The sequence below is a fragment of the Flavobacterium columnare NBRC 100251 = ATCC 23463 genome (assembly GCF_002530675.1).
GTDB classification, from domain to species: domain Bacteria; phylum Bacteroidota; class Bacteroidia; order Flavobacteriales; family Flavobacteriaceae; genus Flavobacterium; species Flavobacterium columnare.
On sequence record NZ_PCMX01000091.1, the window covers coordinates 1 to 23,370 of the forward strand.

Below are 23,370 nucleotides of genomic sequence, written 5' to 3' on the forward strand. Positions count from 1 at the left end.
AAATTAAGTTTAAATTTGTCAGGAATTTTAGACTTTAGATTTAAGTTGAACTCTATATTATTTTATGTAATTTTGGAAGTATGTATACATCTAGCGATATATTTGAAATTAGTTCTAAAAAAGAATTCGAAAAGCTTACTTTAAAAATTTTTCGTTTTCAGTATAATCATAATTTAGTTTATCAAAGATTTTGTTCTTTGCTAAAAAAGGATGTAACAAATGTAAAAAGGATACAAGATATCCCTTTTTTACCTGTTCAATTTTTTAAATCAAATGATGTATTGAGTTCTACAGATCCAATACAAAAGATTTTTACAAGTAGTGGAACAACAGGAATGACAACAAGTAAGCATTGTGTTACGGATTTATCTTTTTATGAAGAAAGTTACAGACAAGCTTTTAAACAATTTTACGGAAATGTTGAAGATTATGTAGTTTTGGCATTATTACCCTCTTATTTAGAACGTGAAGGATCGTCTTTGATTTATATGGTTGACGATTTAATCCGTTTATCTAATACTCCTGAAAGCGGATTTTATTTAAATAACTATGACGAACTTATAGAAAAATTGATAACACTAGACAATGAAGGACATAATATTTTATTAATAGGTGTTACTTATGCTTTATTAGATTTAGTAGAAAAACAAAAATTTAATTTAAAAAATACCATTATCATGGAAACAGGAGGTATGAAAGGACGTAGAAAAGAAATGATTAGAGAAGAATTACATACTATTCTTTGTAAAGGTTTTGGTGTTCCTGTAATACATTCTGAATACGGAATGACTGAATTATTATCCCAAGCTTATTCTTTAGGAAATGGGGTTTTTGAATGTCCTGCATGGATGAAAATTATCATTCGCGATTCTGAAGATGCTTTAACCTTATTACCTGATGGTAAAGTAGGAGGAGTAAATATAATTGATCTTGCTAATATTAATTCATGCTCTTTTATTGCTACTCAGGATTTAGGAAAAATACTAGATAATAATTCTTTTGAAATTCTTGGGCGATTTGATAATTCGGATATTAGAGGTTGTAATTTGATGGTAGTATAATACTTGTATTATATCGGTTTTAACGACTTCTATAGACGAAATATAAAATATAATTTCTAAGACAACACAATAATACGTTATAAAAATGAAAAAAACACTTATTGCTCCATCCGTTCTTGCTGCTGATTTTGCTAATTTGCAAAGAGATATTGAAATGATTAATACAAGTGAAGCCGATTGGTTTCATATAGATATTATGGATGGGGTTTTTGTTCCTAATATATCTTTTGGTATGCCTGTATTGGAAGCTATTAAACGATATGCTAAAAAAACAATTGATGTACATTTAATGATTGTAGATCCAGATCGTTATATTTCAACTTTTAAGAAACTAGGAGCTGATATTTTAACCGTACATTTAGAAGCTTGTGTACATTTGCATAGAACCCTTCAAGCTATAAAAGCAGAAGGAATGAAAGCAGGTGTAGCTCTGAATCCTCATACCAATATAACATTATTAGAGGAGGTAATTCAAGAGATAGATGTAGTTTGTATTATGAGTGTAAATCCTGGTTTTGGAGGACAATCATTTATAGAAAATACGTATTCAAAAGTAGAAAGGTTAAAAGCATTAATAGAAAAAAAAGGAGCCTCTACTCTGATTGAAATTGACGGGGGCGTTTCTACTAAAAACGCAAAAAAATTAGTTCAAGCAGGTGCAGATATTTTGGTTGCAGGTAGCTTTGTATTCAATTCAAATGATCCTAAAAAAACAATTATAGATCTTAAAGAAGTTGTTAAGGAATAAAAGGGCTTGACAATAGATAACTCGTTTACTTCATCCAAAAGTATTTCCAATTGTACCGAAAATGTTTTAAAAAAAATCCTTTTTTTGAGTAAAAATAGCCAAAAAAAGGATTTTTTCAATAAGTGTTCTAAACTATTATCTCCATTTAAAAGGAGGATTTCTTCTCATAATTAATTAATAAATTAATAAACTTACTATAACTCTGCATTCCTTCTTTTTGTTGATTTAGTTTTAAAAAATGGTCGTAAAATATTTCAAAACCAGTATTGATCATTGATTCATGTACTGACCAAAAGGTTTCACTTTCTTGAAAGTTTTTTAAAACCCCAGGATGAATAGTGCTAAGTATGCTTTTTAATTCTTTTTGATCTTTAGAGGCAATATGGGCTAGACAATAACGTAAAGCATAGGTATACCCAGCATATTGAAAGAACAAATTTTTGTTATGAGTACAAGCTAAAAAACCAATAAAGTTGCATTCGCTTTCACTAGAATAGCCTATTTGATGAGCCATTTCGTGACAAACTATAGCGGGTAAATTATAAGAAGGAGGCATATCGTTTACTTGTGCTTCATTTGTGAAAGGATTTAAATAACCTCCAAAGCCCATATACGTTAGTGGGTAACTAAATAAGGAACTTTTTATGCTAGAATTTGTATAATCAAAAAAGGGATGTGTGTTTTTTAAATTAGCATATCCTAATGGAGCTAATCGGAATATTTGAGTTGTTTTATAGGGACTAATTACTTTTTTATTTACATTATGTGTGAGTTTAAACTGAAGTTTATTGCTTGTGTAGATAAGCCTTTTGGTAAATTGTAAGAGTTCTTCTTGACGATAATCAGTTCTTAAATTCATTTTTTCATAAAGAGGCATCCTATAATAATTATAAGCCCAAAGTAAATGAAATATAAAATAGCCTATTACTAGCATTTTAAAGAGGTGTTTAACTTTTTCTATCCAATTTATTTTTTGGTTTTTATAAAACCAATATAGGAGATAAATACTTAAAGAAATATAAATAAGATCACCAACAGAAAAAGGAATCCAACCAAAAATGATTCTATTTAGTTTTGAAATAATAGGATAGCACCCATTACTATAATACTGTTCTATAATAGCAGGAAATTTAGAAAATACGCTTAGTAATACTAATTGAAATATAAAGAATGCTAAAAAAAAAATATTTTCTGTAAATAGTATCTTTTTGATTTTTAAGGGCTTCATGTCTTTTAGTTAATCAATAAATTTAGCTTTTAATTCTGGAGTTGGAATCATACAAGTTTCTTTTTTACCATACCATTTGTAACGGTTTTTAGCAACAAAGTCATAAAGAGGATCGCGTAATGCCGTTGGGATTATTTTAAAAATAGATAGCCAATTAAAAACAGATAATTTTTTAGCAATTTCTAGAACAGCTCCTGATTTATAATAATAGGCTTGGTTAGGAATATATAATATGATACTATCTATATTTCGATTAGTGATACCTAGATATTTAAGTATTTCTTGTCCTAATTCAGATTGCAAAGCTACAAAACGAAAGATGTCATTATGATCTCTTTGAACAATATATTGTACCCAGTAATTACAAAGATTGCATACTCCATCAAAAAGGATGATTTGTTTGTCTTTTGGTAGGTTTTCCATTGATTGATATTTAAAAATTATTTAGGTTGAATATATTCCAATTGTTCTAAACTTACTTTGGAAGTAAAGATTCCGTAATTTACAATGGCATTATTCTTTTCAATTTTATCAATCGTACCTATAGATTTTCCATCAATCATGCGAACACGGTCGCCTACCTTAAGGGGTATTTTAGGTTTGTTTTCTTCTATTTTTTTGGCAATTTCTTTCTTTTCTTTTTTTTCTTTACGGATTTCTTCTACTTTAATTTGTACTTCTTCAAGCACTTCTTTTTCAATTTTTTCTTTAACTTTTTTTTCTTTTAGGGTAATTTTTTTTCGTTTTGAATTTTCAATTTCTACCATTTTTAAAAATTCACCTATCAGATCTTTTTTATTTTTATCATTAAAATATTTTCCGGAAATATCATCTACTTTCTGTCCCATATAAATCAAACGTTGGTTTGCATCATATAATTCTTGATAACGTTCTAATTTATCTTGAATTTTAGCATTGATGGTTTCCATTTTTTTACTTTCTTCACGTGCTTTGGTTTCTTCTTCTTTTAAATTTTGTGAGGTTTTTTCTAATTTAGAGCGTTCTTTTTGAAGTGAAGAAATGGTTTTATCAAATCGTACTTTACTTCCTTCTACCTTTTTCTTTGCTCGATTAATTAATCCAAATGGAATGCCATTTTTTTGAGCCACTTCAAAAGTAAACGAACTACCTGCTTGTCCTATAATTAATTTATACATAGGTTCTAATGATTTTTCATCAAAAAGCATATTAGCATTGGTAGCACTAGGCAATTCGTTAGCTAACATTTTTAAGTTAGCATAATGTGTTGTAATGATTCCAAAAGCCTCACGATGATAAAATTCTTCTAAGAACACCTCAGCTAAAGCACCCCCTAATTCTGGATCGGAGCCAGTACCAAACTCATCAATTAAGAATAAAGTTTTTGAATTGCATTTTTTTAGGAAGTAATTCATGTTTTTTAATCGATAACTATAAGTACTTAAATGATTTTCAATAGATTGATTATCACCTATATCTGTTAAAATTCGATCAAACAAACAAGTTTCACTCCGTTCATGCACAGGAATTAGCATCCCTGATTGGAGCATTAGTTGAAGTAAACCAACGGTTTTCATAGAAATAGTTTTGCCACCCGCATTAGGACCTGATATGACAACAATTCTTTTGCTTTCATCAAATTCAAAGGTTTGAGGATAGGTAGTTTTTCCTTTTTCTTTATTATTTAGGAATAAAATAGGATGAAAAGCTTCTCGTAAATACACTCTTTTTTCATCGTTTATTTTAGGTAATAAGCCATTAATTTTTAAAGCGTATTTAGCTTTAGCAGAAATAACATCTATAGCACTTAAAAAATCTTGGTATTGACTCAATAATTCATGGAAAGGACGAATATTATTGGTTAGTTGTTTTAGAATTTTAATAATTTCTTCTTGTTCTTCATACTCTAAATTAGATAATTCCCGAGAATAACGTAAGGTGGATTCTGGTTCTATATAAGCAATGCTACCTGTTTTAGAGCTTCCTAATATAGACCCTTTCACTTTACGACGGTACATGGCTTGAACAGCTAATACTCTCCGATTTTCAACTACTGTTTCTCGAATTTCATCTAAATAACCTAACGAATTGTATTGACTTAATGCCATTCCGAAACTCTGATTAACTTTTCCACGAACTAAGTTCATATTCCTACGGATTTCTAATAGAGTAGGAGTGGCATCGTCTTTTATTTCGGCATATTTGTCGAAAATAGCTTCAATAGCTTTTGTTATTTCTTTTGTTATGGTTATTTCGCTTGCTTTTTTATGTAAATAAGGATAATAATCGTTAAATTTTTTTAAAAAATTTAATAAAACATTGGTGTTTTCTGCTAATGAATGAATTTTTTTAAAACTCAAGGCTTCTAAAAAGCTATCTTCAATGGCTAAAAATTTTAGTTCGTTCGTTATCGGTTCAAAATTATGACTAGGTAAAGCATTATTATTATCAAAAGAAGATCTATATTCAGAAGTTTGAAATAAAACTTCCATCAATTCTTCTTGGTTTTTGTAGGGTATTATATGTAATACTTTTTGAACGCCAATTTCAGTTATACAATATTCTGAAATAGTTTCTAAAATAGTTTGAAACTCTAAATCTTGTAAGGTCTTGCTATGTATTGAAATCATTTTGTTTTTTGATGAAGTCACAAATTTACAATTTAAATCAAAAAAAGGGGATTGAATTTTCAATCCCCTTTTCAATTCAATCTATTAAAGTTGTTTTTAATGCAATTTGTGTTTTAAAATAGTTTTTTTGATCTTATTTCTCCATAAGGTTGGTTTTGTAGAATACCCTGTTAGACTTATTTTTTTTAGCCAAAGTAGATAATCATCGCTCCCTTTTAGATTCATATAGAATTTTTTTGATGCCATTTTTAAGCAAAAATCTCTAAATGAATCTTCTACACTCGAATATTGTTTGAAGCTAGACCAGGTTACTTGATTTTTTCCTTTTATTCCAAAATGATTATTCAACTTTTTTGCAACTTTACTATTTCCATAGCCTGATTCTACTATAGCGATACTTAAAATAATAGATCTTGGTATTCCAAACTCAAAAGATAATTTATCTGCTATTTCACCATATTCCTTAATGTATGATTCACTCTGTGAATAGCCACTACAAACGCTAAGAAAGGTAAAAACAAATAAAAAGTAAAATTTTAGATTCTTCATAAGCATAAATTTTTTTATAATTAAGTTGGTATTACTTAAAATAATAACCAAATTTGCCAAATGATTAATAATTCTATCTCTTCTTTTTAAGAAGTAGGGAGCAAATTTAAAAAAAAAAGTTTTTTAAATAGGCTTTTTATCAACAAATTAACTTAGAATTAATATTTTATGCCTTTTAGTAAAGTTGTTTTTTTATGTATTTTCTTCATTTCACAGGCTGTTTCAGGACAGAGTATTCCCTTATTTCAATATAAAAAAACAGACTCTTTATATTCTAAAATAAATTTAGATTATGAAAAAAATAGAATTCTAAATGAAAACCATTTAAAACCTCTTTTCCTTAAACTTTTGAAATTAAAAAAAGATAATTTAAAACAAGTTTCATTTGTTCATCTAGGGGATTCGCATATACAAGCGGATATGTCAACAAAAATTATACGTACGGAGTTGCAGCACTATTTTGGTAATGCAGGGAGAGGTTTAATTTTTCCTTATCAATTAGCAAAAAGCAATGCCCCATCAGATATTATTTTTGATTCAAATTCTAATTGGAAAGGCAGCCGATTGATAAAAAAAAATCCAGAAATTCCTTGTGGTATAAGTGGTTTTGCTATAGAATCTACAGAGCCTAATTCTTTTATTAGTTTTAAATTCAGAGGGGTAGGGACTATTCATAAGTTTGATAAGCTAACTTTGTTTACAAATGATGAAATTGCCAATATAAATTTAGTTGAAGATACTGCAAAATGCAATATCAAAGAAAATGGGGTCTTAGATTTTAAGTTTAATAGCCTCCGTTCAGACTTTAATATTATTTGCAACGATTCTATTTGTACTAAATTGTATGGCGTTTTCTTAGAAAATTCTATAGACAAAGGAATTATTTATAATGCCATAGGAGTAAATGGTGCTAAATTTTCTGATTATAATTCGGAAACTTTATTTTGGGATCAAATTAGAAATATTAAATCGGATTGTTATATTTTATCCATGGGAACCAATGAAGCACAAAATATTGTTTTAACTCCTGAGAATTTTGTAGAATCTATAAAAGAAACAATTAAAAAAATAAAAGAGTTTAATCCAGAAGCCGTTTTTATACTATCTACACCTCCTGTATCGTTTTACAAAAAAGTAGTGCCTAATAAGAAATTAAAAGATTTTTCTGACGCAATTATGGCTTACTGCATTGAAAATGAAATTGCACTATGGAATTTGTTTGAAGTATCAAAAGGCTTACAAGGAAGTTGTGAGTTTGCAAGAAACCAACTTTTAGCAAATGATCTTGTTCATTATTCTAAAAAAGGGTATGAGTTACAAGGGTACTTATTTACTGAAGCTTTTGCAAAAAGTTGGAATGATTTTTTAAATTCACCTTCCATTATTAAAACAGACTTAGAAGTACGAAATTAAAAGGTATTTATAAAATAGTATATATCGTATATAAGTATGTTTCTAAATAAAATTTTAATTGTATTCCAATCTTAAACTTCCAATTGCTCTTATCAATTGGTATTTGTGTGTTTAATTACTTTTTAGATATTCTTTTCAAATCAAGGCCATAGGAAAGGCTATCACATACTTTTTAACCCAGATTACGTATTAGACTTCGTTGTGAAATCTAAAAATACAATAAAAATGAGTGCTCAAAAAGGAGTAAGTGCTTATTTTTGAAGTAGTTTTAGGTTGGAATAGATTTCTAATGTGTAATTTGGGTTTAACATACGTTTTTATTATAGCATTGCCTTTATTAATCTGTATATCCAACTTTCTAAAGGATTTAAGTCTTATCCCCACCTATTAGAAATCTAAAACCCTTTTCTAGCAAGAGCCAAAAAGGCTACTGCTTTTTTATTAAAATAAATAAGCCCCACTTTTGATTCTTGTTCGAAGCGGGGCTTTGGTTTATTATTAAAAAACTTCTTTATATTAAAATTGTAAATAAATAGGCATTACAGATTCAGAACTTTTAAAATAAGAATATAGAAATATAAATAAAATCATAACAATGATATTAAATAGTAAAGGGAGTTTTGTTTGTATTTTAATATATTTTTCACTCCAATTATTAGGTATTAAGTGTATTAAATAACCTATAGCAATCATGATTAGAGGTTGTTTGTAATTTACAATAAATTCTTCAGCACCTTCAAGACTAAATTGATTTATAATTTGATTTATAAAAGTTAAAGAGGTTTCTAAATTTTCTGCTTTAAAAAATATCCAGCAAAAGCATACAAAATGAAATGTTATCAAACCAAAGATAAGCTTAGAAATAAATTTAGGAAGGATATTAATTTTAGAAGTAATATTAGTCCAATATTTATTAAAAATTAAACCAAAACCATGTAAAGACCCCCAAATGATAAAATTCCAGCTTGCTCCATGCCAAAATCCACCTATAAGCATTGTTAGGAATAAATTGATATTGGTTCTTAATTTGCCTTTTTTATTCCCTCCCATAGCGATATATAAATAATCACGTAGCCAAGAGGATAATGAAATATGCCATTTTCTCCAAAATTCAGTAAGAGAAGTACTTTGATATGGCGATTCAAAATTTGGAGGAATAGTAATTCCTAACCATTTAGAAATTCCAATTGCCACATCACTATACCCACTAAAATCACAATAAATCACAATAGCATATCCATAAAGAGCTATAAGGCACTCAAAACCATTGTGTAAATGAGGACCATCAAAAATATAGTTTACTAAATTTAGGGTTATAAAATCAGAGATGATTAATTTTTTAATTAATCCGCTTATAATTAAATAAAAACCTTTTGAAAAATCTTGAGAACTTACATAGTAATCATTTTTTAATTGAGGTATGAAATCTTTAGCTCTTACAATAGGTCCCATAACCAATTTTGGGAAAAAGGATAAGAATAAAATATAATTGGCTATATTTTCTTCTGGTTTTATTTCACCTTTATAAACATCTACTGCGTAACTAATGTTTTCAAAGGTGTAGAACGAAATACCAATAGGTAGCAGAATATGAACAGGATCTAACTTTGTTATATTTAGATTATTTATTATTTCAATAAAAAAGTTTGTGTATTTGAAGTAAAAGAGTAACCCCAAATTAAAAATAATACATACAATTAATAATACTTTTTTTAAGACTACTTTTGTTCGTGCTTTGTATATAGCAATAGAAAGTAAGTAATCAACAACTGCTGATCCTATAACTAAAAAAACAAAGTTTCCACTGGCTTTATAAAAGAAATAGAGAGAGAAAAAGCTTAAAATATAAGCTCTACCTAAATAGTTTTTTCTTAGGATATAATAGCAAATAATGAAAACTAAAAAAAAGTAAACAAAGAAACCACTATTAAATAACAAAGGGTTTTTAGGATCATAGAATAGCTGATCAACTATTTTATTAAAATCAAAGGTTAACATTTTAGAAAATTAGTTTTTATTATTTTGTTTTTGCTTTTTATCTTTTACCTTATCAAATTCTTTTTGAATTGATTTAAAAATAGTTTGAGCCACTATTTTAGATCCTCTTCGATTAAAATGGATATAGTCTTTGCTTGCCATCGCAGGAATAGTGTCTACCCATTTTTTCATAATTCCTTTTCCTCCCATTGAATTAAAAAGGTTATAAAAAGGAACTTTATTGTCATAGGATAGTCTAGCTTGTACTTTTATTAAACTATCTATTCCTATTGCTGTTTTCCATTCATTATCATATTTAAAAGCTCTATCGGAACAACTAAAGATTAAAAAATCTGTTTTAGGCATTTCTTTTTTAAATTTCTTAATGATAGGGGACATTTTTTGATAATAATAATCATAATTTAAATCGTTGGCTCTGAACATTAAATTAACACCGTATTGAAAAACAACTAAATCATAATAATTCTCTTGGTTTAGCTTTTGTAGTAGTTCTATGCTAATTTTATCTAACTCAACTCCCGTAATACCTCTAAATGAAAAATTATCCAGTACAATCCCGTTTTCAGGCTCAAAACTTACGCCATAAATAGGAGTATTAGAAAACTTAGCTTTGAAGTGTATACTATTAGATGTAGATTTATCTAGTAATACTCGGTTGAAATTTTCTCTAGCAGGATAGTTTGTTTGAATTCCATTTTGAGTTATAGAAATATCATTTCCTTTACCAAACAATAACCATTTTTCAAGAATTTGTGTACTATCCTTTTTAACTTTATTTTGCAAAGTAATATCTAGATCGGAACTAAGAAAAGAATATCCAGATAAGAAAACATTTTTTTCAGGATTTTGTTTAAAGTTAAATGTTTGAAAAATACCAGATGTTTTTGAGTGAGCAGTTTGCCTAAAATCAGCAGAAATAGAATTTATAGGTACAAAACCAACGCCCTTTTTTTTATTAAAATAGTTTTGCAACATTTCTCTAATATCCTGAGTCATCAAATCCCCTTCTATTTGACTGTCACCAAACCAAGCAATTCTAATTTTTGTTTTTTTATTTTTGTATAATTCGCCTAATTTGTTAGATAAGTTTGAAAATACAAAATTACTAGTAGTAGTGTCAAAATCTGTAATACTAGTTGTAGTATAATCTTCAAAAACAGTAAATGTGCTATCTTGCTTTTGAATTGCATTAGTTAAACCATTTTTTTTGATTTTTTTATCTTGTTTATTAATATTGACGATTTTGTCATTTTGTATATCAGCAAATAGATCGACATTTTTAAAGCTAGGATAATATTTAATTATACTTTTCGAAAAAAATGAAAGCCCGAAATAGACAGACGTAACTGATAAAACAAATATAAGTACTTTATTATTACTGTTCATTTAGTGTTATTTGATATGCTATAAAACCGCGCAAAAGTATGAAAAAGTTACCATAAGTTTATAAGTTTTAATATTTTTGTAAGAAAAAAAATGGAAGTTAAAATTCATAATTCTTGGAAAGAAATTTTAAAAGAGGAATTTAATAAACCCTATTTTGAAAACCTTATTCACTTTATTAAAAATGAATATTCAATTGGACGTTGTTTTCCTAAAGGAAATCTTATCTTTTCCGCATTTGATCATTGCCATTTTGAAGATGTAAAGGTAGTTATAATAGGCCAAGATCCTTATCATGGTTTAGGACAAGCTAATGGATTATGTTTTTCTGTGAATGAAGGGGTTTCTCTTCCTCCTTCATTAATTAATATTTTCAAAGAAATTGAATCAGATTTAAAAATTCCTATGCCTATTTCTGGAAATTTAGAACGTTGGGCTGAACAGGGTGTTTTACTTTTAAATGCAACTTTAACAGTTAGAGAAAATACAGCTGGGAGTCATCAAAATAAAGGATGGGAAACATTTACAGATGCCGTTATTCAGCAGATTTCTGATGAAAAAGAAAATATTGTTTTTTTGCTTTGGGGTGGATTTGCTAAGAAAAAAGGAGCAAAAATAGATCGAAACAAACATTATGTTTTAGAAACAGGGCATCCTTCACCTTTAAGTGCTAACCGAGGATTATGGTTTGGTAATAAGCATTTTAGTAAAACAAATGATTATTTAAAGAGTATCAATAAAAAAGAAATAAAATGGTAATTTTAGTCATTTAGTGTTAATTGACCTAAAATAGCTTCACTCATGAATTTTCCGCCAGGATAGTTAGCTGTATAATCAAGATTAAGCCAAATATAGCCTCGTTCATCTATGTGGTAGTGTAGGGGTTTGTTTTTGCTTTCTTGAGTAAATAGAACTTCGTGTATTAAATAATTTATCTTTTCAAGATCTCGTTTAGTGCCAATGAGCATTTCTGGATAAATATGAGCGTCTGTGTGTATTAACCGAGGGATACCTCCAACGGCTTTAATACCTGCGGCCATTAATATAGCGTGATCATCACAATCACCTGAAAAATGTTCAAGTGATTCAGAAGCACTGGCTATATAATTATTTCCCTGTGGGTCATTTACATAATTCCATCGTTTTTTAATTTCTTTGAAAACAGCAAAACATTGTATAGTGGTTCTATATTCAAAATATTTTTTTAAATGGGATACATTTTTAAAGTTTTGTGTAGTAGACCAAACGGCAAAATTTCGCACTTTTGGAGTATTAAAATCAATAGCTTTCAGGACTTTATATTTATTAGGGAATGGGAGTAACTTATTAATAATAATATCTTGTGGATAAGGATTTTCATCCATAGTGTACATCATTGATCGGTAATCATCATATAATCGATAAAAACCATAGTTCCCAAACAAAGTTCCATATAACAAAATAAGCATATAGACTATGATACAAATAAGGATTACTTTTTTTATTTTTTTTAATAAAAAAAAATAAATTAGAGCAATAGAAATAAATAAAAAGATACGATCTAAAGGAATTTCCCAATTGGTTTCTTTTAGATTATGGTGTACAATTATAAATGTGGGTAAAGTTAGTAATAAACATAAAACAAAAATGACTACATAATCCCAAGGCTTAGGTAATGAAAGCTGATCTTTGTATTGATAATAAAGGTCTTTAAGAGGAGTTGTAGTCATTTTCATATCACGTAAAAAAGGCTTATTATTTTACGATCATTTCAAAGGATAATTCGTTTTCTATTAAATTAAATTCTAATAATTGATTTTGAATTCTATTAAATGTTTTTTGATCTATCTTTTTTTGTGACCATCGTGTTTGTTTAAGCCATTGTTGTATGTCTTCTAATTTTTGATTATACCGAGCGGCTAATGTTCTATCTATACTAGGAATATCTTTGAACTCTATAGTAGTGTTATTAATAATTTCTAAAATTAATTCTAATGTAGCTAAATTATTTTCTAAAAATTCATTTCGAACAGCAATGACAAAAGAAGGCCAAGGAGTAGGGCATTCGCCAATTCTTCTAAAAATACCTTGATCTACTAATGGTTGTGTCATAAAACGTTCCCATAAAAAATAATCTGCATTACCTTTTTGTAAGGATTCTACAGCTCCATCAATTGTATTAACAACATCAAAGTTTAATTTATTTAAATCCCAATTTTGTTGTTTTGCATTTACAAAACTCATCAAATGAGAACCTGATCCTATTCTTGAGATCGCGCTTGTAGTGTTTTCTAAATCAGATAATTGCTTGTATCTAGAAGAGCCGTTAACATGTATTCCCCAAATTAAAGGGGATTGAACATACCATTGGACAATTGAACTATGATTATTTGAAGCAAGATCTTTTATAATCCCTTCTGTTAAAATTACCGCAATATCAGCTTCATTGTTGCGTAACATTTGACACATTTTTCCTGTTCCTTCTGGAATATCAGTCCATTGTAGATCAATTCCTACTTGATCGTATTCTCCGTTTTCTATACATAGTTGCCATGGTAGGTTAAAATGTTCCGGAACTCCAACAATTTTTACTGTTTTCATATTTAAATTATAGAAAATATTTTAAAAAAAGATCTCATTATCAGATAATTTAGCAATACATTTTTCACGGATATACCAAATTTCTTCAAATGTTTTATTTTGTTTGGTTTCAAGAAGCCAATTTTTTAAAAACATCTGATGATACTCTATTTTGTATTGAATTACTTGATTAGGCTCAATTATAATTTCATTAATAATGTCTCCCATAATTTTAGAATAAAGAGCATTTTCATTTGTATAATCCTTAGATCTACCATTTATTTTTAAATAGCAATGTGCTTCAGGTATGTACTTAATACCATTTGTTTCTAAAATTTCTTTTAGGGGAGGAGTATTTATAGCATTCATTTTGAAAAGGCCTAAAACGAGCTCTACATTTTCTTGATTAAATTCCAGAGCTAGAGACTTGAGTAATGCGTGTTTTGAACTACAAGTGCCTCTATTTTCTGTTACAACAAGTGAAAAATCATCACGTATACTATTCCTTCCATACGGGATTTTTTGGACGTATGTAGTTAATTCTTCCCAAGTAGAAATCTCTCTGTTCTTTAACCAAAGAAAAAGGTTATTCATGATTATTTGTTACAATAGGTGAAATTTTGATTTCTATATCTTTAATTATTTCTTTGCAAATAATCATATTGTACTTTAGTGTGCCTAATTCATACCAGTTCCAATTCTGATCATCATATACGAATTCATTTGTCATACGCATCTGAATTTTTTCTGCCATTTTATTGCTACTGTGATTTTTTGTTTGTGTATATGCGTATAATTTGGGCAAATTTAAATGCTTAAATGCGTATTTTATCCATGCTTGAAAAACTTCAAAACCCAACTTTTTATTCCAATGTTCTTGTGCTATACAAATACCAATATCATAAAAATCTTTATGATTATTAACCGTATTTTCGTTAAACTTGAGACCACCCCAACCAATAAACTCATTAGTTTCTTTTAGTATGATACCATATCTACCTATTTTATGTTTGATATATTGACTTAAAATAGAATTTATTACGAATTTTGTTTGATTGATGTCAGTTGCAGGAGCATTCCATAAATATTCATGAACATTCGGATTAGAATCTATTGTATATAATATTTCTAAATCCTCTATTTCTAAGGGACGCATGATTAATCTTGATGTTTCTAAAATAAAATCCATTCACTAACTTATTTAATAATTTTCCACCAATTCCATGATACATTATTGTTTGTTATGTATTTTTCCATGAAGTTGAATCCACATTTTTTTAAGATATGGTTGGAAGCCGCATTTTCAGAATGAGTGTATGCGTGTAGGTCTTTGAATTTTATTTCATTAAAACCATATTCTAACCAAAATTGTGTTGCTTCAGTTGCATATCCTTTACCCCAAAAACGTTCATCTAGTCTGTAACCATAATCGTAAAAATTAGTATTACCATTTTCTGTGTGATCATCTACAAATTTAATACCAGTCCATCCAATGAATTCACCTGTTTCTTTTAAAATAGTAATATATCTTCCAATTTTTTTTCGTTTGTATTGTTCTAAAACTCTTTTAATAGTGATTTCAACTTCTTGAATATTTTGAACAGGTTGTTGCCACAGATATTTATGTACATTAGGATTCTTATCCATTTTAAACAATGATTCTGCATCACTCATTTCAAATGGTTTAAAGAGTAACCTTTTGCTTTCTAATTTTTGTACCATTTTTAGGATAATAGATTTGCTATTATTCAACTAATTTATCAAGCGTATAAAGTATTAAAGCATCTACAGCCTTATAAGGATCTTCACTAAAGGTTCCGTTTGCTCGGTTTGCAATGACAGCATTTAAAGATAAGCAGTTATGTCCCAAAAGTTTTCCTAATCCGTAAATAGCAGAGGTTTCCATTTCAAGATTAGTCATACGTGTACCATTAAAATGAAAAGAATCCATTTTACTATTTAATTGAGGATCTTGAATATTTAAACGAAGAACACGTCCTTGTGGTCCATAAAACCCACCAGCTGTTCCTGTAAATCCTTTAAAAATTGTATCGCTTTCTAAACGTTTTTCTAAGATTTCGCTTCCAGCTATAACATAAGGTTTTCCTTTACGCATATCCCAATTGGTTTGTGAGATAAAGGCATCTTCTATTTCATTTTCGGTAATGCTATCAATTAAATAGGAGCGTAGCATATTGTCTAATCCCAAACCATATTTAGATAAGACAAAACTATCAACAGGTATATCTGCTTGTAATGAACCAGAGGTACCAATTCGAATGATATTTAAAGACGTTAATTGGTCTTTAATTTTTCTAGTTTCTAGATCAATATTTACTAGAGCATCTAGTTCGTTCATTACAATATCAATATTATCAGGGCCAATACCTGTAGATAATACCGTTATACGTTTTCCTTTATAAGTTCCTGTTTGGGTTTTAAACTCTCTCTTTTGTGTTGAAAATTCGATTGAATCAAAATGTTTTGTAATTTTTTCAACACGATATTGATCACCAACAATAATGATATCTTCTGCAATATTTGATGGTTTTAAATTAAGATGATAAACGCTACCATCTGGGTTTAATATAAGTTCTGAATTTTTAATCATAAATGTTAAAATTTTTAATTTTAAATTTCGAAATCGGACTTAACCTCCAACTCGTTTTACTTTAAATCCTTTTTCTTTTAAGATCCCCATAATTTTATCGCGGTAATCTCCTTGAATAAGGATTTCTCGGTCTTTAAAACTTCCTCCAACAGCTAATTTGTTTTTTATTTCTTTAGCTAAAAGTTTGAAATCTTCATCGTCCCCTTCATAGCCAGCTATAATGGTGATGGGTTTTCCTTTTCTCTTTTCATATTTACAAATCATAGGTTCTTTTTGAACCAATAATTCATGTGATTTGTCTTCCTCAATAGGATTATTTGAGGGTATATGGTCAGGGAATAGTTTTTTTAATTGATCTTGTAAATCCATTTTGACGAAAATTAAAAATGAGAATTAAAAATTACTTAAAATTTTTAACTCCCAATTTTTAATACTTAGTGGTAAGTTATTTTTTTAACAATCCTAATTCAACTAAACGCTCATTTAAGTATTCGCCAGCTGTAATATCTTCAAATAGTTTAGGATTCTTTTCATCTATACATTCTGCTAGGCAATTTAATGACATATCACTAACAGGGTGCATAAAGAAAGGAATTGAAAAACGTGAAGTTCCCCATAATTCTCTAGGAGGATTAATTACTTGGTGAATCGTTGATTTTAATTTGTTATTTGTATGACGAGATAACATATCGCCTACATTAATCATTAGTTCGTCTTCTTGAGCAATAGCATCAATCCATTCGCCTGCGTGATTTTGAACTTGTAAGCCTTTTCCTTGAGCTCCCATTAATAAAGTAATCAAGTTGATATCACCATGAGCTGCTGCACGTACCGCACCATCTTTAGGTTCATCTGTAATAGGAGGGTAGTGTATTGGTCTTAATATAGAATTGCCATCTTTAATAAAATTATCAAAATAATATTCATCTAGACCCACATATAAAGATAATGCTCTTAATACGTAAACCCCTGTTTTTTCTAACATCTGAAAAGCCTCTTTACCTACTTCATTAAAACTAGGCAATTCTTCTACAACCACATTGTCAGGATATTCTCCAGCCCATTTAGAACCTTCTGAAACATACTGTCCAAAATGCCAAAATTCTTTTAAATCACCAGCAGAACGACCTTTAGCATGTTCTTTACCAAAGGATACATAGCCTCTTTGTCCTCCAATACCTGGAATTTCATACTTTGATTTTACCTCTAATGGTAAATTAAAGAAATTACGCACTTCAGTGTATAAATCTTCAACTAACTTGTCATTTAAAAAGTGACCTTTTAATGCTACGAAACCAATCTCTTCGTAGGCTTTTCCGATTTCATTTACAAATTTTTGTTTACGTACCGGGTCATCCGATAGGAAATCACGTAAGTCAACACTAGGAATTTTTTGCATTGTCTTAGTTTTTGTTAATAACTTCAATTGGTATAATACCTGATAGAACAAAAGTAAATATAAAATGTTTGATTTTTAAATAAAAGTTATTAACAATTATAAAAAAACTAACTTTTGTCAGTTTTACTGAATTTTTAATCTTTATTTTTGAGATAGCTAACTAAATTAATTATGAATTTTGAAAGGAAAGATTTAACAAATGATGCTTTATTGGTACTTTACAAGCAACTTTTAAAACCTCGATTGGTTGAAGAAAAAATGTTGATTTTGATTCGACAAGGAAAGGTTTCAAAATGGTTTTCAGGGATTGGGCAAGAAGCAATAGCAGTTGGGGTTACAGCAGCTCTTAGTGATGATGAATATATATTACCTATGCACCGTAATTTAGGTGTTTTTACAACTAGAAAAATACCCTTAGAAAGATTGTTCTCTCAATGGCAAGGTAAATCAAACGGCTTTACTAAAGGAAGGGATCGCTCTTTTCATTTTGGAACACAAGAGTATAAAATAATAGGTATGATTTCTCATTTGGGACCACAAATGGGAGTGGCTGATGGTATTGCATTAGCTAATAAATTAGCTAATAATAATAAAGTTACTGCTGTTTTTACAGGAGAAGGCGCTACTTCAGAAGGTGATTTTCATGAAGCATTAAATGTGGCATCCGTTTGGGGGTTACCTGTTCTTTTCATTATAGAAAACAATGGATACGGTCTTTCTACACCTATCAACGAACAATATAAATGCGAAAATTTAGCAGATAGAGGAATAGGTTATGGAATAGAGAGTTATATAATAGATGGTAATAATATTCTTGAAGTATACAACCTAATATCTGAATTAAAAGAATCAATGATCCAAAATCCTCGTCCTATTTTAATAGAATGCAAAACTTTTAGGATGCGTGGTCATGAGGAAGCCAGTGGGACTAAATATGTACCTGAAGAATTAATACAACATTGGTCAGAAAAAGATCCCATTGAAAAGTATCGAAGATATTTAAAAATCACAATGGTTCTTTCAGATGAAGAAGATGATATAATTCATAAAGAAATAAAAGAGGAAATTGATTTACACTGGTCTAAAGTACAAGAAGAACCAGCTATCGTTGCCAATTTAGAAAATGAACTAAATGATGTGTATGCTCCTTATCATTTTGAAAAAATAAATCCTAATGCAGAAATAGAAAATATTCGTTTTGTAGATGCTATTTCACAAGCACTAAAACAATCTATGGATAAGCACTCTAATTTGGTTCTTATGGGACAGGATATAGCTGAATATGGCGGTGCGTTTAAGATTACAGAAGGATTTGTTAATGAGTTTGGAAAAGAGAGGGTACGAAATACACCTATTTGTGAAAGTATCATTCTTTCTGCCGCAAATGGATTATCTATTAATGGGTACAAATCAGTTGTAGAAATGCAATTTGCAGATTTTGTTTCCACAGGTTTTAATCCTATCGTTAATTTGTTTGCAAAACAACATTATCGTTGGGGGGAAAAAGCAGATGTAGTAGTTCGTATGCCTTGTGGAGGTGGTACACAAGCAGGTCCTTTTCATTCCCAAACAAATGAAGCATGGTTTACAAAAATACCTGGTTTAAAGGTGGTATATCCTGCATTTCCCTATGATGCAAAAGGTTTGTTAAATACTGCTATTAACGATCCCAATCCGATCCTCTTCTTTGAACATAAAATACTTTATCGTTCAGTCTATCAAGATGTACCAAAAGATTATTACACACTACCATTTGGTAAAGCTTCACTTATAAAAGAGGGTAGTCATGCGACTATTATTAGTTTTGGAGCAGGTGTGCACTGGGCGTTAGAAACTTTAAATAATAATCCAGATATATCTGCTGATTTAATTGATTTAAGAACACTTCAACCCCTAGATGTTGAAACAATTTACAAATCAGTTAAGAAAACAAACAGAGCCATTATCTTACAAGAAGATACCCTTTTTGGAGGGATAGCTAATGATATTTCCGCATTAATTATGGAAAATTGTTTTAAATTTTTAGATGCTCCAGTTTATAGGGTGGGAAGTTTAGAAACTCCAATTCCTTTTATAAAATCATTAGAAGATCAATATTTACCAAAAATGCGTTTTGAAGAAGAATTAAAAAAACTTTTAGCTTATTAGTGTTTAATTGCCTTTTAGCCATTGTTTTAGATCAAGTCCAAAATCAATGGATTTGATCTAAAATTGTATTAAGGAAATAATCATTTTTTAATTTTATTCAGTTTTTTGATTAAGTAGATCTAAAAAAACAGTATGACCAAATAGTCTAAACAAAATATCCTTTTTATTTTTAAATTAAAGAACTTAATAGATGAGTTTACAAAAAAATGGAAAACAGTATGTGTTTATTTTAATCAAATTCATAGAATTTGTTGATTAAAAAAAATTAGGAAAAGAGCTAGTAAACGGTGTTTTCTAACTAAAATTATATAAATGAAAGTAGTTCTAAAAATAGGTTAATAAAAAAAAATATTAGGTATACTATTCTTCGTAAATTTGACACTTTATAAAAATACAATTAAAAATGAGTCAGGAAATAAGAAACCTTGAACCCAAAGCTCTTTGGAACAAGTTTGCCGATTTAAATTCGGTACCTCGTCCTTCTAAAAAAGAAGAACGTGTGATTGCTTTTATGATGGATTTTGGACAAAAATTAGGTCTAGAAACTATAAAAGATGAAGTAGGTAATGTAATTATTAAAAAGCCTGCTACAGTAGGAATGGAAAACAGAAAAACTATTGTAATGCAATCGCATTTAGATATGGTTTGTCAAAAAAATAATGATACTCTTTTTGATTTTGATACGCAAGGTATTGAAATGTATGTTGATGGTGATTGGGTTAGAGCTAAAGGAACTACGCTTGGAGCTGATAATGGTTTAGGTGTAGCTACTATAATGGCTATATTAGAAAGTACTACTATGGCTCACCCTGCTATTGAGGCCTTGTTTACTATTGATGAAGAAACAGGAATGACAGGTGCTTTAGGATTAAAAGGAGGTTTGTTATCTGGTGAAATTCTTTTGAATTTAGATACCGAAGAAGATGATGAAATTGATATTGGATGCGCTGGTGGAGTAGATGTAACAGCTGAACGTGAGTATAATGAAGAAGAAACTCCAGAAGGTTCTGTAGGTTATACAATTACTGTAAAGGGGTTACAAGGAGGACATTCAGGAATGGATATTCATAAAGGATTAGGGAATGCTAATAAAATCATGAATCGTTTACTGTTTGATGGCTTCGAAAATTTTGGTCTTCAAATTGCTGAAATCAATGGTGGAAGTTTGCGAAATGCTATTCCGCGTGAAAGCGTAGCTAAAGTAATTATTGCAGGAATGTATGATGAAGCTTTTGTTTTTGATATGCAAGAAATAATTAATGACATCAAATCAGAATACAAGACGATGGAACCCCATCTTGAAATCTTGATTGAAAAATCAGATTTACCAACAAAAGTAATGGATTTAGGGGTTCAGGAAGGTTTATTACGTGCCATCTATACAGCTCACAACGGAGTCTATCGTATGAGTCCTGATATGGCTGATTTAGTAGAAACGTCAAATAATATTGCAAGAGTAGTTGTGAAAGAAGGACAAATATCAATTCAAAATTTAACGCGTTCTTCAGTAGAAAGCTCAAAATTTGATTTAGCAAATGCCTTGCGTTCAGCTTATGAATTATTTGGTTGTGAAGTTATCTTTTCAGGATCATATCCTGGTTGGACACCAAATGTTAATTCACCAATATTAGATGTGTTAACTTCTTTGTATGAAAAACAAAATGGTTCAAAACCTCATGTAGTAGCTTGTCATGCGGGGTTAGAATGTGGTATTTTAGGAACTAATTATCCTGAAATGGATATGATTTCTTTTGGACCTACAATAAAAGGAGCACATAGTCCTGATGAAAGAGCTAGTATTTCTTCTGCTCAAAAATATTGGAAATTTGTTTTAGAAATTTTACAAAATATTCCTCAAAAATAAAAACAAAAGGCTATCCTCTCAAGGTCGAAATCTTGTTATTTCGACCATAGGGAGGCTCGAACGAAGTAACAAATGAATAGTTATAATGAATAAGATTTCTCCTGTTGGTTGAAGTGAAAAACTACATCCTAAGTTATACTCTTTTTAAAGACCCAAATATTTTTAATTTTTTGTTTATCGAGTACGTTTCCATCTTTTATGAGTCCACATATAATATTCCGGAGCTTCATAAATTTGTTCTTCTACTTTTTTTATAAAATTTTCTGAAATTTGAAAATTAGGAACAGATTTCACCTGATCTGATAAAATTTCAAATGTTGCCTGATAAAAACCTCTTTGTATTTTTTTTACTTTTAAAAAAATAATATTCATATCAAAACGTTTTGCTAACATCTCTGCACCAATATGGATAGGTGCTTCTTTGCCCATAAATTGATACCAATGCATATTACTTGATGCTTTTGGTGTTTGATCACTAATAAATGCGTACGCTGATAGTTTGTTGTTTGTATCGTTTTTTTCTATAACTTTAGACGTTTCTTTTGTACTTATTAGTGTAGCTTTAAATTTAGAACGAATTTTTTTTACCAACCTATCGAAATAAGGATTTTTAATTTTTTTGTATACACCAAATCCTTCAAATTTAATATACTTATTCATTGCTATTAACCATTCATAATTTGCATAATGGGCTAGCATAATGATTACACTTTTTTGTTGCTCTTCTAATTTATTATAAATATCTAAATTAGTAAATTGGTACCTTTTATCCATTTCTTTTTCTGAAATATTTAAGGTTTTAATCATTTCTAAAAACATATCACAAAGATGTCTGTATGATTTTTTTTCTATAAATAATCGTTCTTCAGAAGATAAATGAGGAAAAGCAATTACTAGATTATGACGTACTGTTTTTTTTCTATAGCCTATAATGTAATAAATAAAAAAATAGACTCCATCAGACAAAAGATATAATAGCTTAAAAGGTAGTATTGATATAAACCAAATTACAGGATATAGTAGTAAATAAACGAGTAATTGCATCTTAATATTTTAAGGCAAATATAACTTATTAAATTTATTTAATAAAGGAATTTCATTATTTACTATTCTTATAAAATGTAGTATATTGCTAGTAAAAATAGACTCAATGAATTTAATATTATTATTGCTAATAGGTGTTACTGTTTTTGTAAGTTATAAAGGTTTTACAGATTACAATTTTTCTAATCACTATGAATTTAATGTAGGCAAAATTCGTTCAGGAGAACAAATAAGAATGTTTACATCTGGTTTTTTACATAATGATTGGGGGCATCTTTTTTTTAATATGTTTACCTTATATATGTTTGCACCCATTGTTATTTATAATTTGGGATCTAATGTGTTTTTAATAATTTATATGGTAAGTTTATTTTCAGGAAGCTTATTATCTATGGCTTATCATAAAAACACTTTTAATTACCGAGCTAGAGGAGCTTCTGGAGCAGTAGTGGGTATATTATATACTGCCATTTTATTGAATCCTGAAATAGATTTGTATCTTTTTCTTATTCCAATCCCAATTCCAGCTTATGTTTTTGGTATTGGATATTTGTTGTATTCCATTTATGGTATGAAAGCTAAAAATGATCATATAGGACATGAAGCTCATTTTGGAGGAGCATTAGGAGGTTTACTATCTACAATATTAATACAACCTAGTATTTTAATTACAAGTTTAAGAATGGTTATTTTGTTAATTATTCCTATTGTTATACTTTTTTTCTTGACAAAAATGAAAAAAATATAATGGCATAC

General features: G+C 29.0%; 22 protein-coding genes. 7 read left to right on the forward strand and 15 right to left on the reverse strand.

Annotated features, from left to right (window positions below; genetic code table 11):
* The first annotated feature begins 80 nt into the window (after positions 1 to 80).
* Both B0A78_RS11650 and rpe read left to right on the forward strand, forming a co-directional pair.
* A complete protein-coding gene (locus tag B0A78_RS11650; protein ID WP_014164464.1) occupies positions 81 to 1,061 on the forward strand; it encodes a LuxE/PaaK family acyltransferase in 981 nt (326 codons plus the stop codon).
* An 85-nt stretch (positions 1,062 to 1,146) separates the two neighbouring features.
* A complete protein-coding gene (rpe, locus tag B0A78_RS11655; RefSeq protein ID WP_014164465.1) occupies positions 1,147 to 1,809 on the forward strand; it encodes a ribulose-phosphate 3-epimerase in 663 nt (220 codons plus the stop codon).
* 145 nt (positions 1,810 to 1,954) lie between these two features.
* On the opposite strand, the gene B0A78_RS11660 is transcribed toward rpe, so the two are convergent.
* From B0A78_RS11660 to B0A78_RS11675, 4 genes are all read right to left on the reverse strand, one after another.
* The gene (locus B0A78_RS11660; protein ID WP_077225315.1) at positions 1,955 to 3,037 is read right to left on the reverse strand and encodes a DUF3810 domain-containing protein; all 1,083 of its coding nucleotides are present in this window, start codon (positions 3,035 to 3,037) and stop codon (positions 1,955 to 1,957) included.
* Positions 3,038 to 3,046: 9 nt separating this feature from the next.
* A complete protein-coding gene (locus tag B0A78_RS11665) occupies positions 3,047 to 3,460 on the reverse strand; it encodes a thiol-disulfide oxidoreductase DCC family protein (RefSeq protein ID WP_065213635.1) in 414 nt (137 codons plus the stop codon).
* A 17-nt stretch (positions 3,461 to 3,477) separates the two neighbouring features.
* Positions 3,478 to 5,646, reverse strand: a complete 2,169-nt coding sequence (locus B0A78_RS11670; protein WP_014164468.1) for an endonuclease MutS2 — start codon at positions 5,644 to 5,646, stop codon at positions 3,478 to 3,480.
* Between the two features lie 96 nt (positions 5,647 to 5,742).
* Positions 5,743 to 6,195, reverse strand: coding sequence for a glucosaminidase domain-containing protein (locus B0A78_RS11675; RefSeq protein ID WP_014164469.1), 453 nt, complete (start codon positions 6,193 to 6,195; stop codon positions 5,743 to 5,745).
* A gap of 168 nt (positions 6,196 to 6,363) precedes the next feature.
* Here B0A78_RS11675 and B0A78_RS11680 point away from each other — a divergent pair, with 168 nt between their 5' ends.
* Positions 6,364 to 7,608, forward strand: coding sequence for an SGNH/GDSL hydrolase family protein (locus B0A78_RS11680; RefSeq protein ID WP_014164470.1), 1,245 nt, complete (start codon positions 6,364 to 6,366; stop codon positions 7,606 to 7,608).
* 516 nt (positions 7,609 to 8,124) lie between these two features.
* Here B0A78_RS11680 and B0A78_RS11685 read toward each other — a convergent pair.
* Positions 8,125 to 9,606, reverse strand: a complete 1,482-nt coding sequence (locus B0A78_RS11685; RefSeq protein ID WP_014164471.1) for an MBOAT family O-acyltransferase — start codon at positions 9,604 to 9,606, stop codon at positions 8,125 to 8,127.
* Between the two features lie 9 nt (positions 9,607 to 9,615).
* The gene (locus tag B0A78_RS11690) at positions 9,616 to 10,992 is read right to left on the reverse strand and encodes a hypothetical protein (protein ID WP_065213633.1); all 1,377 of its coding nucleotides are present in this window, start codon (positions 10,990 to 10,992) and stop codon (positions 9,616 to 9,618) included.
* Between the two features lie 90 nt (positions 10,993 to 11,082).
* Between B0A78_RS11690 and B0A78_RS11695 the strand changes: the two genes are divergently transcribed.
* Positions 11,083 to 11,748 carry a uracil-DNA glycosylase gene (locus B0A78_RS11695; RefSeq protein WP_014164473.1) on the forward strand — a complete coding sequence of 222 codons (666 nt, stop codon included), beginning with the start codon at positions 11,083 to 11,085 and terminating at the stop codon, positions 11,746 to 11,748.
* 2 nt (positions 11,749 to 11,750) lie between these two features.
* On the opposite strand, the gene B0A78_RS11700 is transcribed toward B0A78_RS11695, so the two are convergent.
* From B0A78_RS11700 to B0A78_RS11735, 8 genes are all read right to left on the reverse strand, one after another.
* Complete coding sequence (locus B0A78_RS11700; RefSeq protein ID WP_014164474.1) at positions 11,751 to 12,704, reverse strand: transglutaminase-like domain-containing protein; 954 nt, start codon at positions 12,702 to 12,704, stop codon at positions 11,751 to 11,753.
* Between the two features lie 19 nt (positions 12,705 to 12,723).
* Positions 12,724 to 13,569, reverse strand: a complete 846-nt coding sequence (locus B0A78_RS11705) for a substrate-binding domain-containing protein (RefSeq protein WP_014164475.1) — start codon at positions 13,567 to 13,569, stop codon at positions 12,724 to 12,726.
* Positions 13,570 to 13,590: 21 nt separating this feature from the next.
* Positions 13,591 to 14,142, reverse strand: a complete 552-nt coding sequence (locus B0A78_RS11710) for a hypothetical protein (RefSeq protein WP_014164476.1) — start codon at positions 14,140 to 14,142, stop codon at positions 13,591 to 13,593.
* On the reverse strand, positions 14,135 to 14,737 hold the full coding sequence (locus tag B0A78_RS11715) for a GNAT family N-acetyltransferase (protein WP_014164477.1): 603 nt from the start codon (positions 14,735 to 14,737) through the stop codon (positions 14,135 to 14,137). Before B0A78_RS11715 ends, B0A78_RS11710 begins: the two co-directional genes overlap by 8 nt.
* An 8-nt stretch (positions 14,738 to 14,745) precedes the next feature.
* The gene (locus B0A78_RS11720; RefSeq protein ID WP_065213960.1) at positions 14,746 to 15,270 is read right to left on the reverse strand and encodes a GNAT family N-acetyltransferase; all 525 of its coding nucleotides are present in this window, start codon (positions 15,268 to 15,270) and stop codon (positions 14,746 to 14,748) included.
* A gap of 22 nt (positions 15,271 to 15,292) precedes the next feature.
* Positions 15,293 to 16,159 (reverse strand): nucleoside phosphorylase, encoded by an 867-nt coding sequence (locus B0A78_RS11725; protein WP_014164479.1) that lies wholly within the window; start codon positions 16,157 to 16,159, stop codon positions 15,293 to 15,295.
* 39 nt (positions 16,160 to 16,198) lie between these two features.
* On the reverse strand, positions 16,199 to 16,528 hold the full coding sequence (locus B0A78_RS11730; protein ID WP_014164480.1) for a translation initiation factor: 330 nt from the start codon (positions 16,526 to 16,528) through the stop codon (positions 16,199 to 16,201).
* A 76-nt stretch (positions 16,529 to 16,604) separates the two neighbouring features.
* Positions 16,605 to 17,558, reverse strand: coding sequence for an isopenicillin N synthase family dioxygenase (locus tag B0A78_RS11735; protein WP_014164481.1), 954 nt, complete (start codon positions 17,556 to 17,558; stop codon positions 16,605 to 16,607).
* A 171-nt stretch (positions 17,559 to 17,729) separates the two neighbouring features.
* Here B0A78_RS11735 and B0A78_RS11740 point away from each other — a divergent pair, with 171 nt between their 5' ends.
* Positions 17,730 to 19,706 (forward strand): alpha-ketoacid dehydrogenase subunit alpha/beta, encoded by a 1,977-nt coding sequence (locus tag B0A78_RS11740; protein WP_014164482.1) that lies wholly within the window; start codon positions 17,730 to 17,732, stop codon positions 19,704 to 19,706.
* A gap of 403 nt (positions 19,707 to 20,109) precedes the next feature.
* On the forward strand, positions 20,110 to 21,570 hold the full coding sequence (locus B0A78_RS11745) for an aminoacyl-histidine dipeptidase (RefSeq protein ID WP_014164483.1): 1,461 nt from the start codon (positions 20,110 to 20,112) through the stop codon (positions 21,568 to 21,570).
* Positions 21,571 to 21,744: 174 nt separating this feature from the next.
* Here the strand turns inward: B0A78_RS11745 and B0A78_RS11750 are convergent, their stop codons facing one another.
* Positions 21,745 to 22,614: a lysophospholipid acyltransferase family protein gene (locus B0A78_RS11750; protein WP_041253156.1), complete on the reverse strand. Its 870-nt coding sequence runs from the start codon at positions 22,612 to 22,614 to the stop codon at positions 21,745 to 21,747.
* 106 nt (positions 22,615 to 22,720) lie between these two features.
* Here B0A78_RS11750 and B0A78_RS11755 point away from each other — a divergent pair, with 106 nt between their 5' ends.
* Entirely contained in the window at positions 22,721 to 23,362 is a 642-nt protein-coding gene (locus tag B0A78_RS11755) for a rhomboid family intramembrane serine protease (RefSeq protein ID WP_014164485.1), read from the forward strand.
* The last annotated feature ends 8 nt before the right edge of the window (positions 23,363 to 23,370 follow it).